This window comes from Uruburuella suis, assembly GCF_004341385.1.
Taxonomy (GTDB): domain Bacteria; phylum Pseudomonadota; class Gammaproteobacteria; order Burkholderiales; family Neisseriaceae; genus Neisseria; species Neisseria suis.
The window spans coordinates 1-14,989 of record NZ_SLXE01000044.1 but is presented as its reverse complement, the minus strand read 5'-3'; the positions used below and the strand labels follow the sequence as shown (position 1 = coordinate 14,989).

The window sequence follows — 14,989 nt, the reverse complement described above, 5'->3', positions numbered from 1 at the left end:
AGTATGTTTTGCTTGGCGACAAAAATTTTAACTTATCTGCCTTTCTTTTATCTGATTATTTTTATGACAAGTAATTGTCAGGACGCCCTAGTTGTCGGCTTCGCCGTTTTTCTTTTTGGGTGCCGGTTTTTTGGCGGCCAAGCCCAGCGATTTTTGCCATTCGGCCGGTGATTTCAACAAATCCAAAGCTTTGCGCAATTGGTCGTCTTTGGCCGGATTGGGGATGCGGCGGCTGGAGAGGTCTTCTTTATCGTCGCCTTTTGCGGCCGGTGATTTGGCGGCGGGATCGTCGGGGATGAAGGTGGGCACTTCGCCGCGCACTTCATCGCCGCCGATGGGGTTGCCGATGTGGCCGAGCAAATCGGCTTCGCGGCTCTCGAAGGTGCGGGCTTTATCTTTCACTTCCACATCGGGCACAATGCCTTGCGCCTGAATCGAGCGGTCGTTGGGGGTGTAGTAAAGTGCGGTGGTGAGCTTCACGGCGCTGCCGTTGGAGAGCGGCAGCACGGTTTGCACCGAGCCTTTGCCGAAGCTTTGCGTGCCCACAATCACGGCGCGCTTGTGGTCTTGCAGGGCGCCGGCCACGATTTCAGAGGCCGATGCGGAGCCGGAATTGATCAGCACGGTGATGGGGATGGTTTTTAATTCCGGCGGCAGGTTGGCCAATGGATCGCGGCCGCTGGCGAGCATATAGTCTTCAGGAGTGGCGCGCAGGCTCATGCCGTCGCGGCCGTTTCGCCCTTTGGTGCTCACCACCGGCGCATCAGCGGGCAAAAAGGCGGCAGATACGCCCACAGCGCCGTTGAGCAAGCCACCCGGGTCATCACGCAAATCGATTACCAAGCCTTTGAGCGGGGCTTTGTTTTCTTTTTCCAGCGCTTGGGCGGCTTCATTCAGCGCGGCCACGGTGCGCTCTTGGAATTGGCTGATGCGGATATAGCCGTAGCCCGGCTCGAGCAGGTGATGGCGCACACTCTTCACTTTGATGATGGCGCGGGTGATTTTAACCACAATCGGTTGGTTGGCATCTTTACGCGAAAGGGTGAGGGTGATGGTGGTGCCGGGTTTGCCGCGCATTTTTTTTACTGCTTCGCTCACGTTCATACCGCGGGTGGATGCGCCGTCGATTTTCACAATCAAGTCGCCGCTTTTCACGCCGGCGCGCTCGGCCGGGGTGTCTTCAATCGGTGCCACCACTTTGATAAAGCCGTCTTCTGCGCCCACTTCCATGCCCAAGCCGCCGAATTCGCCGCTGGTGGATTCTTTCAGGTCGGCATAGTCTTTAAGCGTCATGTATTCGGAATGCGGGTCGAGGCCGGCCACCATGCCTTTCATGGCGCCTTCGATCAGCTCGTCGTCTTTTTTGTCTTGGTAGTAATTGGCTTTAATCTGGCCGTAAACTTCGGCCATGGTGCGGATGGATTGCACCGGCAGCGCTTCGTTGGTTTTGTCTTTATCGGCGGCCAGGCTTTGCACGCTCAGGCTGAGTATCACGCCGCTGAACGCGCCGAGGGTGTAGAGGGCGACTTTTTTCAAAGTGGATTTTGCCATGGGTTTTGCTTTCTCTTTTCTGCTTGCGGCAGGCTTTCAGACGGCCTGCGGGATAATGTGGCACTTTATGTGATTTGCTTCTTGCGGGCAACTGTGCGGGGGTAAAAATACGCTAACTGATATGATAAATAATGCGGTTTAACGTATCCAGGAGAGCGGGTTCATCGGCTGGCTGCGGTAGCGGATTTCCAGATAAAGCCCTTGCTCGCCCGAGGGCAGGCTGCCGCTGCGGCCGATGTTGCTGCCGGTCGACACGCTGCTGCCGCCCGCCACAGACACGCCCGACAAGCCGGAATACACGCTCACATAGCCGTCGCCATGATCGATCACCACCATATTGCCGTAGCCTTCGAGCGGGCCTGCATAGGCCACGCTGCCGGCGGCAATGCTCTGCACGGGTGCCGGTGCGGTGGTGAAAAACACGCCGCGCCAGCTGCCGCCGCTGGGGCGGGGCTGGCCGAAGCGGCCGCTGATGCTGCCGCCCACGGGGCGGCGCAGGCGACCCTGCATGGCGCTGAAGCCGCTGCGGCTGACCTGCATTTCGGCAGGGGCTTGCAAGGCGCGGTCTTCGGCGGTGAGGGTGGAGCGCGGCGTGGTGGTTTTATTGACGGGTTTCTTGTCGGCCGTTTGGGTGGCGGGTTTGGCGGCGGTTTGCTTACTTTGTTTTTTGGCCGCTTGCTCGGCGCGGGCTTTGTTGGCGGCGGCAATGCGCGCTTGGGCGGCTTTTTGGCGTGCGGCGGCTTCTTGTTTGCGTTTTTCGGCGTTGCGTTTGGCTATGTCGGCCAAAAGGGCGTTGAGGCGCTGCTCATCGGCACGCAATTTGGCGATGCGTTTGGCTTGGTTGTCGATTTGGGCGGATAGGGCGCGGCTTTCGGTTTGGGCGGTGGAATTTTCGCGCCCGAGCTTGCCCAGCGCGGCCTGCTTTTGCGCTTTGAGGGTGTTGAGGCGGGCCACTTCGGCATTGATGGCGCTTTCTTGTGCGCCCAATTCGGCTTGCTGCTGCACAAGCCTAGCAATCACGCGTTCGTTGGCTTGGTTGATGTAGCGGGTGTATTGCAGATAGCGCTCTTTTTGGCCGGGCTCGGCGTTTTTCAGAAACAACATCACGGCGTTGGGCTGGCGGTTTTTATAATGGCCGCTCAAAAGGCGCGCCACTTGCGCTTTGGTACCGGCCACTTCGGTTTTCAGACGGCCTAATTCGTTTTGCAGGGTTTGCAGCTTTTGCCAAGCATCGCGCTGCTGCCGGTTGACTTCGCTTAAGGCTTGTTGCGCTTTGGCCAGCGCGGCGCGGGTTTGCGCCAGGGTTTGCTCGGCGCTTTTTTGGGCAGCCTGCTTGGCCTGCAAATCGGCTTGGGCGGCGCTGATGGCTTGGCGGATATCGCTCAAATCGCCGGCATCGACGGCCGGAGCAGGTTCGGGCGCGGCCAAGAGGGGCGCGGAGAGGCCGAGCAGGGCGGCGAGCAGCAAGGGTTTAAACGACATGGTGTGTTTCAATCGGGTTGGGCGCAAACGGGGTGATTATACTGGTTTGCCGGGCCGTCTGAAAGCGTGCCGCGCATATTGGTGCAATGTTTCAGACGGCCTTGCAAAACAGCAGGCAAGCCCCATATCGAGAGAGAAACCTTATGAGAAGTTCCGATATGAATTTAGCAGATCATTTTCTGATTGCCATGCCCTCGATGGGCGACCCGTTTTTCGAAGGCAGTGTGGTGTATCTTTGCGAGCACAACGACGAGGGCGCGCTGGGCGTGATTATCAACAAGCCTTCGCCGGTGACGATGGATTTGGTGTTCAGCGCCTCAGAGAGCGAAATGCCCGAGCGTTTTCAAAACGAATGGGTGATGATGGGCGGGCCGGTGCAGATTGACCGCGGCTTTGTGGTGCACACGCCTGTGGGCTCGTGGCAGAGCAGCCTGTTGGTGAACGATGATGTGGCGATGACCACTTCGCGCGATATCATCGAAAACCTGAGCAAACCCGGCGCGGTGGATAAAGCGGTGGTGAGCATAGGCTATTCGAGCTGGAGCAAAGGCCAGCTTGAGCGCGAGCTGGCGGGCAATTCGTGGCTCACCGTACCGGCGGATACGCATATTTTGTTTGACCTGCCTTATGCCGAGCGCTATCAGGCGGCGCTGGCCAAGCTCGGCATCGAGCAGGCCGGCCTGATGAGCGGCGCCGGCCATGCATAAAGCGCCCATCGGCACCACGCTGGCGTTTGATTTCGGCGAAGCGCGCATCGGCGTGGCCGAGGGCGATGCTGAAGTGGGCACGGCGCATCCGCTCGCCACGGTAACGGGCGAGGGCAACGAAGCCAAATTCGCCGTCATTGCCAAGTTGGTCGCAGAATGGCAGCCGCGGCAGTTGGTGGTGGGGCTGCCGGCACACACCGACGGCAGCGAGCACGAGCTCACGCGCTTGTGCCGCAAATTCGGCCGCCGCCTGCATGGACGCTTTGATTTGCCGGTGTATTGGGTGGACGAGCGTTTGTCGTCGCTTTATGCCGAAAGCCTGCTGGCCGAAGCGCAGGTGTTTGGGCGCAAACAAAAAGCCGTGCTCGACCAAGTGGCCGCGCAAGCGATATTGCAGGGCTTTTTTGAAGGTGGTGCGGCGGAATATTTCAATGGCCGCGAAGCGGCGAACGAAGATTAAGGTTTGTTCACATTTCATCCCGCTCTTGCGCTAATGTCGGCTCAAGCTCTTGCTTGCAGATAAATGATAAACAGGCTCTATAAAAAGGCCGTCTGAAAAGAAAAATCTTTCAGATGGCCTTGATTTTGTTAAATTAAAATTTCTATATATCCATAAAGCGCTCTGCTACACTAAAACCCTTTCCAACCTTTTATATCGGACACAATCATGGCTTTGATGGATTCTTTACTCAATGCGGCAATGTCGGCCATCGGCAATCAAAACGGCGACGGCGGCCGGCAAAATGCCGCGCTGGGTATGTTGATGGAATTGGTGCAGCAAAACGGCGGCATCGGCAATTTGATGGCCAAGCTGCAACAAGGCGGCTTGGGCGATGCGCTCAATAGCTGGATTTCCACCCAAAGCAGCAACCAAAGCGTGAGCGGCAGCGATTTGCAGCAGGCGCTGGGCGGCAATGCCATCGAGCAAGTGGCGGCCAAATTCGGCTTAAACGGCCAGCAAGCCAGCGATTTGCTGGCGCAATATCTGCCCAATCTGGTCGACAGCGCCACGCCCGAGGGTAAAGTGCAGGATGCCGACGGCTTCGGCTTGGATGACTTGGCTTCGCTGGTGTTGAAAAATCTGGTGAAGTAAAGCAGCAGAATAATGAAAGGCCGTCTGAAAAATGATTTCAGACGGCCTTTTGTTTGTATTGTGTTTATTGCTTGATTGATGATGAATGATTAATATTGCCTCTTGTATTTGCAGGCGGCTCTTCCGCTATAATAGGCCGTCTGAAACCCATTAAAAAAGTAAGCTTACAAGGCGGAACAACGCGGCAAGCTTGCTTTTTCGGATGGGCATGAAACCCTGCAAACCCGTTTGGAGAAATGCCATGATTGAAGCCGAACACATTCCGCCCGGCGTGAAAGCCAGCATTCTGGCCGAGGCGCTGCCTTATATCCGCCGCTTTTCCGGCTCTACCATCGTGATTAAATACGGCGGCAATGCCATGACCGAGCCGCATTTGAAAGAAGGCTTTGCCAAAGATGTGGTGTTGCTCAAGCTGGTGGGCATCAATCCGGTGATTGTGCACGGCGGCGGCCCGCAAATCAACGATATGCTCAATAAAGTGGGCAAAGAGGGCACGTTTGTGCAGGGCATGCGTGTGACCGACGGCGAAACCATGGACATTGTGGAAATGGTGCTCGGCGGCCATGTGAACAAAGATATTGTGTCGCTGCTGAATCAAAACGGCGGCAAGGCCGTGGGCATCACCGGCCGCGACAGCCATTTTATCAAGGCCAAAAAGCTCTTTATCAACACGCCCGAGCGCAACGGGGTGGACATCGGCCAAGTGGGCGTGGTGGAGAGCATCGATTGCTCGCTGATTAAAGGCATGGTCGAGCGCGGCTATATTCCGGTGGTGGCGCCCATCGGCGTGGGCCGCCAGGGTGAAGCGTTCAACATCAATGCCGATTTGGTGGCGGGCAAGCTGGCCGAAGAATTGAATGCCGAAAAGCTGGTGATGATGACCAATATCACCGGTGTGATGGATAAAGAAGGCAATCTGCTCACCAATCTCACGCCGCGGCGCATCGACGACTTGGTGGCGGATGGCACGCTTTACGGCGGCATGTTGCCGAAAATCAGCTCGGCCATTGAAGCGGCCACCAATGGCGTGAAAGCGGTGCACATTATCGACGGGCGCGTGCTCAATGCGCTGCTGTTGGAAATTTTCACCGATAAAGGTATAGGCTCGATGATTTTGGGCAAAGAGCCGGATTAATACCAATCCAAAAAAATAACCTAACTTCGTTGGCTCGCCTAGCCGTACTATAGATACGGCAATTAATTATTGAATATTCACATCCTCTTACCCGCAGCAGAAACCTGTTCCCTCTCCCGTGGGAGAGGGCTAGGGAGAGGGCAACAAGCCAAAGGCTTGTTTGCCGGCATCTGAAAATGTTCAATATTTAATTGCCGAATCAATAGGTGTACTGTCTTCGGCTCGCCGCCTTGTTAGCTTACTTTTTTTGAATTGGTATAAAAGCTATAGGGGTTGCAGCAAGGCCGTCTGAAAAATGTTTCAGACGGCCTTTTAGGGTCTGTTCACATTTCATCCGTGCGTAAGATTTTGAGCGCAAAAGCGCGCTTGCAAGGCGAAAAGCGCAGCAAGGTTGGACACCTTGCGAGCATTTTCAACGTAGCAGGCGCGTTTTTGAGCCAAAAGATTGCCATGAGATGAATTGTGAACAGACCCTAGTTCTAAAGTAGTAGTTATAAATGAGTATAACAACGCATCGCTGCCAATGTTAAAAACCCACAGCTCATACACAATCAAAGGAAAACCATGAACATCCGCCTGAATTTTGCACTGGCCGCGCTGCTGCTTACGCCCGCGGCTTTCGCTGCCGAAATCACCGTGTCGGCCGCGGCCAGCCTGAGCAATGCATTTAAAGATATTACCGTGCAATATGAAAAACAGCATCCGCAAGCCAAAATCAACCTCAACACCGCTGGCTCGGGCGCATTGCTGCAACAAGCGCTCAAAGGCGCGCCGGTGGATGTGTTGGCCTTTGCCGATGAAGAAACCATGGATAAAGCCGCGCAAGAAGGCTTGATTGATAGCAAGGCGCGCCACACTTTTGCCCGTAATTCGCTGGTGATTGCTGCGCCCGCTGCCAGCACACTGCGCATCAATCAATTGTCGGATTTAAACGCGCCCGCCATCAAGCGTATTGCTGTGAGCAATCCGGCCAGCGTGCCGGTGGGGCGCTACACCAAAGCGGCGCTGGAAAAAGCCGGCTTGTGGGCGGCGCTGCAACCGAAAATCATCAACACCCAGCATGTGCGCCAATCGCTCGATTATGTGGCGCGCGGCGAAGTAGATGCGGGCTTTGTGTATAACACCGATGCCGCGCTGATGCGCGATAAGGTGAAAGTGTTGCGCACCGTGCCCACCACCACGCCGGTTTCCTACCCGATTGCGGTGGTGAAAAGCAGCCAAGAGCAGACCGAGGCGATACGCTTTGTGCAATATGTGCGCTCTGCGGCCGGGCAGGCGGTGTTGAAGCGGTATGGGTTTGCGGCGGTGCGTTGATTTTGTTTGACGATAATTGCTTTTAATTTGTGCGTAGGGATATTTGGTGGATTTGTCACTTAAAATGGCTGCCTACTAATGGCATAATTATAAAACTTTTGTGTTTTGGGTGCCGGATAAGAGAGAAAAATCATGAAATCACCAAATCTGTATATTTACGGTGGCGGCGGCCATGGGCAGGTGGTTGCCGATATCGCAAGAAGTGTGGGTTATCAAAATATCAGCTTTTTAGATGATGCCCATGGGCGTAAATTTGATGAGCATTTGCCCAAAGGCGACATCATCGTGGCCGTGGGCGACAATGCCGTGCGTGAACGCTTGGGTCGTAAAGTGGCAGCGGCGGGCTTTCGTTTGGTAAGCTTGGTGCACCCCAGCGCCGTAATTTCACCTGATGTTATATTAGGAAATGGCGTAGTGGTGATGCCGCTGGCTGTGATTAATGCAGGCGCCTGCGTGAATGAGGGCGCCATTATCAATACGGCTGCGGTGGTGGAGCACGATTGCATCATCGGCGCTTATGCGCATATCTGCCCGCGTGTGGCACTGGCAGGCAATGTAACGGTGGGTGAGCGGGTGCAGGTGGGCATCGGCAGCTGCGTGATTCAGGGTTTGAGCATCGGTGCAAACAGCATCGTGGGTGCGGGCAGCGTGGTGGTAAAAAATATTGCGGCCGATGTGGTGGCTTTCGGCAATCCGGCGCAAGAATGCCGCAATCTGGTTTGAGTGCTGAAGCCGCTAAACCAATTGGGTTCTTTCACCTTGTCAAACACAATGCCAGTTGTGTAAAGGCCGTCTGAAAGGTTTTAAGCAGTTTTTATGTTGGATGGTTATGCTGATTTGGATTGGTATAACATGCCGTCTGAAACATTCAGACGGCCTTTTTTCGGAAGTTAATTCGGAAGTTAAGAAGAATAAATAATGGATGCAACGGTTGGTGTGGCTCTGTGGCTCTCACTCAAAGTGGCGGGATTGGCCACGCTGCTCAATATCGTGTTGGGCACGGCAGCCGGCTTTGTGCTGGCGCGTTGGCGCTTTGCCGGGCGCGATGTGCTCGATACGGTGCTCACGCTGCCGATGGTGATGCCGCCTACGGTGCTGGGCTATTATCTCTTGGTGCTGCTCGGGCGCAACGGCCCGATTGGCGGCTGGCTGCAAAACACGTTCGGCATCAATCTGATATTTACCTGGCAGGGCGCGGTGATTGCGGCAATGGTGGTGACTTTTCCGCTGGTGTTCAAGCCCGCCCGTGCGGCGTTTGAAGGGGTGAATCCGCAATTGGAGCAGGCTGCGCGCGTGTTGGGTTTGTGCGAGCGTTCGGTGTTTTTCCGCGTGAGCCTGCCTTTGGCCTGGCGCGGCATTTTGGCCGGTGTGCTGCTGGCTTTTGCCCGCGCGCTGGGCGAATTCGGTGCCACGCTGATGGTGGCCGGCAGCCTGCCGGGCAAAACGCAAACCTTGTCGATTGCCGTGTATGAAGCGGTGCAGGCGGGCGAAGATGCGCTGGCCAATCAATTGGTGCTGCTGATTTCGATGGTGTGCATTGTGATTTTGCTGGCGGTTGGTCGGTTGGCGCGTGCGCGGGACGGGAGATAAAGGTGTTGTTTGATATTGCCATCCATAAAAAGCTGCCGCAATTTTCGCTGGATGTGCAGCTGGCGAGCCAATCGGAGCGGCTGGCGCTGGTGGGCGCTTCTGGCTCGGGCAAAAGCCTCACCATGCAGCTTTTGTGCGGCCTGCTCAAGCCCGATGGCGGCCATATCCGCATCGGCGGCGAAACCTGGTTTGATGCGCACACCGATTTGCCGGTGCAATCGCGCCGTGCAGGGCTGATGTTTCAGGATTATGCGCTGTTTCCACATTTGAGTGTGGCGCAGAATATCGGCTTCGGTCTGCAAACCGGTTGGCGCAATCCGGGTAAAAAGCCGCATAAAACGGTGCAGCAATGGCTGGACACTTTGCAGCTGGCGCATGTGGCGCATCAGCGCCCGGGGCAGATTTCGGGCGGCCAAAAACAGCGCACGGCGCTGGCGCGCGCGCTGATTACCGCGCCCAAAATCTTGCTGCTGGACGAGCCTTTTTCTGCACTCGATACCGATTTGCGCCGCCACACCCGCACAGAATTGGCCGCTTTGCAGCGCCAAAGCGGCGTGCCGATGATTTTAATCACCCACGATATGGCCGATGCCGAAGCCTTGGCCGATGAGATTTGGCATATGGATAACGGGCGGGTGCAGCGCGTGTAGCATCATGCGGTGAGATGAATCAGGCCGTCTGAAAAAAGTTTCAGACGGCCTTTTTGATGGCGGGCTAAAAATAAGCGCTGCGCAGCGCGCTTTTGCCATACACCGCTTCATGCGCCTGGCGCACGCACAGGTGGTTGTAAGTGATGCGCTGGATGTGGTTGTTGTCGTGCACGTTGATTTCTGCGTTCAGCTGCGGCGGCAGGGCATCGGTGGCGATCGCGAAGTGCTGCCAATGCCCGCGGCTGATGTGCACAATGGCAAACATATCGGCGCTCACGCTGAAGCCTATGCTCAGCTCGATAGCGGAAGCTTGCAGGCAATAGCCGCTGTCGGCAAAAAAAGCGCAATGCGCGGCATCATCGTAGCGGTAAAGCTCGAGGCGCAGCCCGGGGCAGGCAAACAGCGAGGCAAACAGGCGTTCAAACAGCGAGGGATGGTGCACGCCCTCGCTGAGCATGCCGTAGAGATTGGCCAGCCAAGCGGTGTATTCGTCGAAAGTAAAGCCGAATGTTTGCAGGATAGGCGCCACATCTTCATCGGCGCGCGCAGCAATCAGCGCGGTGAATTCGCCGCTGATTTGCGGCAGGTGGCGGCTCAATACCTGATGCAGATGGTGCACAAACAGGCTGCTGCGATTGTAGGGATTGCGCAGCACATCCAAAAGCTTGAGCTGCAACACGCGCCACATGGCACGCGGCACTTTTTGCCGCCCCGAGGGCAGCACGCGCAAGCTGTTGCAGGATTCTTCGTGGCCGCTTTCGTGGCGGTTGAACCAGTTTTCCAGATTGTATTGCTTGCCCTCGCTGCCTTCCAAATGGGTGAGTGTGTAGAGGTCAGGTGCTTCCAGATTGCCCTCGATGTTGACGCTCAACACTTTGCCGCGATAAGGCTTGTGCAGCAGCGGGAGCGGCCAGCAATACACATTTTGATTTTGCGGATTAACTTGCGGATTGAAGGCATGCTGGCGCTGCTCGGTTTGCGCGATAAAGTGATGGCCGCGGGTGGGATTGGCCGTGAGCAGCGCATGCGGCTTGGCTTGGCATTCAGGGTAGTCGCAATCGCTGAGAATAAAAGCCCGCTGCATATTCAAACGCCCAAAAGTGAAAAACGCTTTGATTGTAAACCGTTTTGGCGGCAGATGAAATGCTGCTTTCAGACGGCCTTTTCAGCGGCTTCCTGCCACAGCGATTGCTGCTGGCCGCTGGGCAGCAGATGCCCCACGCCGATGCCGATCAGGCGGTAGGCATCATCGGCGGAGGGCGGCACTTTTTTCATCAACGCGGCGGCAGCCTGCGCCAGCGCGGCGGCATCGGGCAGCGCCGAAGAATAAGTGAGCGAGCGGGTGATGGTGCGGAAATCGGTGGTTTTGAGCTTGAGCGTTACCGTGCGCGCCTGCACGTTTTTGCGCACCGTCTGCCGCCACAAATCTTCGGCCAAATGCGGCAGGTGGCGGGCGATTTGCGCCAGCGGCAAATCTTCGGGCAGGGTGATTTCGGTGGAAATCTGCAAACGCTCGCGGCTGGGCTTCACCGGCCGCTCATCGATGCCGCGTGCCAAGTCATACAGGCGGTAGCCGTAGCGGCCGAAATGGTTGAGCAGCGCACCGCGCTCAAAGCCGCGCAAATCGCCGGCGGTGTGCATGCCCAGCGCGTTCATCTTTTGCAGCGTGACTTTGCCCACGCCGGGAATTTTGCCCAAAGGCAGCGTGTGGAGAAAGGCTTCGATTTTTTGCGGCGCCAACACAAATTGGCCGTTGGGCTTGCGCCAATCGGAAGCGATTTTGGCCAGAAATTTATTGGGTGCAATGCCGGCCGAAGCGGTGAGGCCGGTTTGCGTCAAAATATCGGCGCGGATGGCGCGCGCCACTTCGCTGGCGTAGGGCAGGTTGTGGAAATTGCGGGTCACGTCCAGATAAGCTTCATCGAGCGAAAGCGGCTCGATAAGGTCGGTGTATTGCGCAAAAACGGCGTGAATCTGCTGCGACACTTCGCGATATAAATCGAAATGCGGCGCGATATACACCGCCTGCGGGCAGCGGCGCTTGGCCGCGGCCACCGACATGGCCGAGCGCAGCCCGAATTGGCGTGCTTCATATGAAGCGGCGCAAATCACCGAGCGCGGCCCGTCCCACGCCACCACCACCGGCAAGCCTTTGAGCTGCGGCTGTTCGCGCAATTCTACCGAAGCGTAGAAAGCGTCCATATCGATGTGGATGATTTTGCGCACTTGCATAAAGGCCGTCTGAAAAGCAAAACGCTATTGTAATACCAAATCCTGCCATACCAAATCTGCAAGGCCGCCGGGCTGTGCAAAAAGCGTTTTACATGCCGTGTCGGGTAGGGTATTGCCGTATCGGCACTTGGGCGGTGCTGTGGGCGGGCCGGGCGCGGCGCAGCAAGTCATACCACATGCGCAGGCGGGCGAAGCGCTCGCGCAGATGCACTTTCCAGCCGGCGTGCACGCCGATAATGCGGGCATTGTAGGCCACGGCATTCAGGCCGCAGGCTTGCGCCTGCATCAGCGCGCGCTGGTTGTGGAAAGGCTGAGAAATAATGCACACGCTGTGTTGGGGAAAGCTTTGGCGGTAGCGCAAAATGCTGTCGAGCGTGCGCAGGCCGGCCGGGTCTTGCCACACGGCGGTTTCGGGAATGCCGGCGGCCACCAAATCGGCCTGCATGCACACGGTTTCGCTGGGCGTGTTATCGAGCCCGCTGCCGCTGACCACAAATTGCCGCACCTTGCCCGCCTGCCACAGCGCCACCGCCGCATCAATGCGGTATTGGTAATAGCGGTTGAGGCCGCCGCTGCCCACATATTTGGCCGTGCCTAAAATCAGCCCGAAATCGGCAGTCGGCGTGTGTGCCGCATCGGCATGGCTGCGGGCGCGGGCACGCAACAACACATAAAGGTCGGCCGCAATCAGCGCCCCGGCAAGCAATATCAGGAAAATCAGCATTTCAGACGGCCTTTGGCAGAATTGCCGGAAAATAAAACAAAGATAACAAGCATATCATGCTTGCTGCGTTTGGGCGGGCGCTGCTTTGGCGTCTGTGTTTAGGCTGCGCATTGTTTTAATTGCTGAGATCTTTGCAAAATCAGATATTTGTCGCACTCGTGCAGGCCGGGCTCCTGCCTGAGCAGGTGCGACGGAAAGGGTGTTTTGCAAAGGATTTTTGCTATCAAACCTGAAGCAATGCATATAATACCAATTCTAAAAAATAACCTTACAAAATAAAAGCAATTCGGCAGCATCATCCGCGTAGGTCGAATTCTTGAATCCGACGTTTGGCCAACGGCCAAAGCGATGTGCGTGCCTTGTTCTGCGAACAAGTGTCGGATTCGAGAATCCGACCTACAGGCTGCCTGTTTGCATATTATTTTTTTGAATGGGTATAAATCAAAGCAAGTTCGAGAAAAGATTCAGGCCATCTGAAAGGTTTCAGACGGCCTGCGTTGTTAAATGCCAATGTCAATGCAAACGCTGAGATTACAATGCTTTTTGCGCCTCATCACGCAGTTCGCGGCGCAGGATTTTGCCCACATTCGATTTGGGCAGCTCATCGCGAAACTCGATGTTTTTCGGCACTTTGTAGCCCGTGAGCTCTTGCCGGGCGAAGCTGACCAGCTCTTCTTCGGTGAGCGAAGGATCTTTTTTCACCACGAAAAGCTTCAGCGCTTCGCCGGTTTTTTCGCTGTTGATGCCGATACAGGCCACTTCGAGCACTTTGGGGTGATGGGCGATGACGTCTTCGATTTCGTTGGGATACACATTAAAGCCCGACACCACAATCATGTCTTTTTTGCGGTCCACCAGCTTAATCCAGCCTTTTTCATCGATCACGGCCACGTCGCCGCTGGCTAAAAAGCCGCGCGAATCCAGCGCTTTGGCGGTTTCATCGGGGCGTTGCCAATAGCCTTTCATCACCTGCGGGCCTTTAATCCACAATTCGCCGGGCTGCCCCACGGCCACTTCTTTGCCTGCATCGTCGCGGATTTCAATCTCGGTGCCTGGAATCGGCAGGCCGATGCTGCCGGTGTAGGCGGTGATGTTGATCGGGTTGATGGTTACGCCGGGGCTGGCTTCGGTGAGGCCGTAGGCTTCCACAATCGGTATGCCGGTAACGGCTTTCCATTTGTCGGCCACGGCTTTTTGCACTGCCATGCCGCCGCCCAAGGCGAGCTTCCAGCGCGAGAAATCAAGGCTTTTGAAATCGTCGCGATTCACCAAGGCGTTAAACAAGGTGTTCACGCCCACAAACACGGTGATGTTGTGTTTTTTGATGTCTTTAATCAGCGCAGGCAAATCGCGCGGGTTGGTGATGAGCAGGTTGGTGGCGCCCATTTCCATGAAAAACATGGTGTTTACCGTGAGCGCGAAGATGTGGTAGAGCGGCAGGGCGCTGATGGCGGTTTCTTTGCCGCAATCGAGCGATTGGCCGATCCATTCTTTGGCTTGTATGATATTGGCGCAAATATTGCCGTGGGTGAGCTCGGCGCCTTTGGCCACGCCGGTGGTGCCGCCGGTGTATTGCAAAAAGGCGGTGTCTTCCAACGTGATGTCGACCGGGATAAACGGCTTGGCGCGGCCGATGGCGATGGCCTGATTGAAGGCAACGGCGCCGGGCAGGTGATAATCGGGCACCATTTTTTTCACTTTGCGCACCACTAAATTGGTGATCCAGCCTTTGAGGCCGCCGAGCAAATCGCCGATGCTGGCCACCACGATATTTTGCACTTTTGTTTTGGGCAGCACCAATTCGAGCGTGTTGGCGAAATTTTCCAGCACGATAATGGTGGTGGTGCCGCTGTCGTTGAGCTGGTGCTCCAGCTCGCGCGGGGTGTAGAGCGGGTTGACGTTGACCACTACCATGCCGGCTTGCAGCGCGCCGAAGAGCGCCACTGGATATTGCAGCAGGTTGGGCATCATAATCGCCACGCGTTCGCCGCGCGGCAGCTTGAGGTGGTGCTGCAAAAATGAGGCGAAATGCCCCGATAATTCAGCCAGCTCGCCAAAAGTCATGCTTTTATCCATATTGATAAAAGCAGTGCGGTCGGCATAGCGCTCGGTGCTTTGGCGGAACACGTCGACAATTGAGCTGAATTGGCGCACGTCCACTTCGGCACGCACGCCTTCTTGATAGCTTTGCAGCCAGATTTTCTCCATGATGTCTCTCCTGATGACAAGTCTTTATTTATTGTGTGTATAGCGGTGGCTTGTTCATATTGCCGGCCCGCGCCGGTGCTTTGCGCAGGTGGTTCACAATATAGCGTAAATCTTTTGGTGATGGCAGAAATTATTTCGAGTAAGTGCTTTACTTGTGCGGGAGGCCGTCTGAAAACGCATTGGGCAGGAAATGATTGCTGTTTGGACGCCCTAGGGCGTCCTGACAATTACTTGTCATAAAGGCAGCCATAGCATAATACAAGCTAAAGCAACTACGCTTTCATAATGCCTTTTCAAACGATC

Annotated in this window: 14 protein-coding genes; 8 read left to right on the top strand and 6 right to left on the bottom strand. The window is 55.9% G+C overall.

The genetic code is table 11. From position 1 onward, the window contains the following. Window positions 1-87: 87 nt before the first annotated feature. On the bottom strand, window positions 88-1,551 hold the full coding sequence (locus tag EV680_RS11180) for a S41 family peptidase (protein WP_132954826.1): 1,464 nt from the start codon (window positions 1,549-1,551) through the stop codon (window positions 88-90). 138 nt (window positions 1,552-1,689) lie between these two features. Further along, window positions 1,690-3,033 carry a murein hydrolase activator EnvC family protein gene (locus EV680_RS11175; protein WP_132954825.1) on the bottom strand — a complete coding sequence of 448 codons (1,344 nt, stop codon included), beginning with the start codon at window positions 3,031-3,033 and terminating at the stop codon, window positions 1,690-1,692. A 158-nt stretch (window positions 3,034-3,191) separates the two neighbouring features. Between EV680_RS11175 and EV680_RS11170 the strand changes: the two genes are divergently transcribed. The 8 genes from EV680_RS11170 (at window position 3,192) to EV680_RS11135 (ending at window position 9,522) form a co-directional block, all read left to right on the top strand. Beyond that, window positions 3,192-3,740 (top strand): YqgE/AlgH family protein, encoded by a 549-nt coding sequence (locus EV680_RS11170; protein WP_132954824.1) that lies wholly within the window; start codon window positions 3,192-3,194, stop codon window positions 3,738-3,740. Continuing rightward, entirely contained in the window at window positions 3,733-4,200 is a 468-nt protein-coding gene (ruvX, locus tag EV680_RS11165; protein WP_132954823.1) for a Holliday junction resolvase RuvX, read from the top strand. Before EV680_RS11170 ends, ruvX begins: the two co-directional genes overlap by 8 nt. Window positions 4,201-4,407: 207 nt before the next feature. After that, window positions 4,408-4,833 carry a YidB family protein gene (locus EV680_RS11160; RefSeq protein ID WP_132954822.1) on the top strand — a complete coding sequence of 142 codons (426 nt, stop codon included), beginning with the start codon at window positions 4,408-4,410 and terminating at the stop codon, window positions 4,831-4,833. 241 nt (window positions 4,834-5,074) lie between these two features. Further along, complete coding sequence (gene argB / locus EV680_RS11155; RefSeq protein ID WP_132954821.1) at window positions 5,075-5,968, top strand: acetylglutamate kinase; 894 nt, start codon at window positions 5,075-5,077, stop codon at window positions 5,966-5,968. A 564-nt stretch (window positions 5,969-6,532) separates the two neighbouring features. Further along, complete coding sequence (modA, locus tag EV680_RS11150) at window positions 6,533-7,282, top strand: molybdate ABC transporter substrate-binding protein (RefSeq protein WP_132954820.1); 750 nt, start codon at window positions 6,533-6,535, stop codon at window positions 7,280-7,282. A gap of 132 nt (window positions 7,283-7,414) precedes the next feature. Then, a complete protein-coding gene (locus tag EV680_RS11145; RefSeq protein WP_132954819.1) occupies window positions 7,415-8,005 on the top strand; it encodes an acetyltransferase in 591 nt (196 codons plus the stop codon). A 195-nt stretch (window positions 8,006-8,200) separates the two neighbouring features. Then, complete coding sequence (gene modB / locus EV680_RS11140; RefSeq protein WP_132954818.1) at window positions 8,201-8,872, top strand: molybdate ABC transporter permease subunit; 672 nt, start codon at window positions 8,201-8,203, stop codon at window positions 8,870-8,872. A 2-nt stretch (window positions 8,873-8,874) separates the two neighbouring features. Next, window positions 8,875-9,522, top strand: a complete 648-nt coding sequence (locus EV680_RS11135) for an ABC transporter ATP-binding protein (RefSeq protein ID WP_132954817.1) — start codon at window positions 8,875-8,877, stop codon at window positions 9,520-9,522. A 64-nt stretch (window positions 9,523-9,586) separates the two neighbouring features. Here EV680_RS11135 and EV680_RS11130 read toward each other — a convergent pair whose 3' ends face one another. The 4 genes from EV680_RS11130 to EV680_RS11115 form a co-directional block, all read right to left on the bottom strand. Continuing rightward, window positions 9,587-10,606 carry a hypothetical protein gene (locus EV680_RS11130; protein ID WP_132954816.1) on the bottom strand — a complete coding sequence of 340 codons (1,020 nt, stop codon included), beginning with the start codon at window positions 10,604-10,606 and terminating at the stop codon, window positions 9,587-9,589. A gap of 68 nt (window positions 10,607-10,674) precedes the next feature. After that, on the bottom strand, window positions 10,675-11,754 hold the full coding sequence (dinB, locus tag EV680_RS11125) for a DNA polymerase IV (protein WP_132954815.1): 1,080 nt from the start codon (window positions 11,752-11,754) through the stop codon (window positions 10,675-10,677). 88 nt (window positions 11,755-11,842) lie between these two features. Beyond that, the gene (locus EV680_RS11120) at window positions 11,843-12,478 is read right to left on the bottom strand and encodes a SanA/YdcF family protein (RefSeq protein ID WP_132954814.1); all 636 of its coding nucleotides are present in this window, start codon (window positions 12,476-12,478) and stop codon (window positions 11,843-11,845) included. A gap of 531 nt (window positions 12,479-13,009) precedes the next feature. Beyond that, window positions 13,010-14,686, bottom strand: a complete 1,677-nt coding sequence (locus EV680_RS11115) for an AMP-binding protein (protein WP_132954813.1) — start codon at window positions 14,684-14,686, stop codon at window positions 13,010-13,012. Between the last annotated feature and the right edge of the window lie 303 nt (window positions 14,687-14,989).

Bases quoted from the DNA above. Each gene is read 5' to 3' on its own strand.
- EV680_RS11180 (WP_132954826.1), bottom strand. From the start codon at position 1,551: ATGGCAAAATCCACTTTGAAAAAAGTCGCCCTCTACACCCTCGGCGCG.
- EV680_RS11175 (WP_132954825.1), bottom strand. From the start codon at position 3,033: ATGTCGTTTAAACCCTTGCTGCTCGCCGCCCTGCTCGGCCTCTCCGCG.
- EV680_RS11170 (WP_132954824.1), top strand. From the start codon at position 3,192: ATGAATTTAGCAGATCATTTTCTGATTGCCATGCCCTCGATGGGCGAC.
- ruvX (WP_132954823.1), top strand. From the start codon at position 3,733: ATGCATAAAGCGCCCATCGGCACCACGCTGGCGTTTGATTTCGGCGAA.
- EV680_RS11160 (WP_132954822.1), top strand. From the start codon at position 4,408: ATGGCTTTGATGGATTCTTTACTCAATGCGGCAATGTCGGCCATCGGC.
- argB (WP_132954821.1), top strand. From the start codon at position 5,075: ATGATTGAAGCCGAACACATTCCGCCCGGCGTGAAAGCCAGCATTCTG.
- modA (WP_132954820.1), top strand. From the start codon at position 6,533: ATGAACATCCGCCTGAATTTTGCACTGGCCGCGCTGCTGCTTACGCCC.
- EV680_RS11145 (WP_132954819.1), top strand. From the start codon at position 7,415: ATGAAATCACCAAATCTGTATATTTACGGTGGCGGCGGCCATGGGCAG.
- modB (WP_132954818.1), top strand. From the start codon at position 8,201: ATGGATGCAACGGTTGGTGTGGCTCTGTGGCTCTCACTCAAAGTGGCG.
- EV680_RS11130 (WP_132954816.1), bottom strand. From the start codon at position 10,606: ATGCAGCGGGCTTTTATTCTCAGCGATTGCGACTACCCTGAATGCCAA.
- dinB (WP_132954815.1), bottom strand. From the start codon at position 11,754: ATGCAAGTGCGCAAAATCATCCACATCGATATGGACGCTTTCTACGCT.
- EV680_RS11120 (WP_132954814.1), bottom strand. From the start codon at position 12,478: ATGCTGATTTTCCTGATATTGCTTGCCGGGGCGCTGATTGCGGCCGAC.
- EV680_RS11115 (WP_132954813.1), bottom strand. From the start codon at position 14,686: ATGGAGAAAATCTGGCTGCAAAGCTATCAAGAAGGCGTGCGTGCCGAA.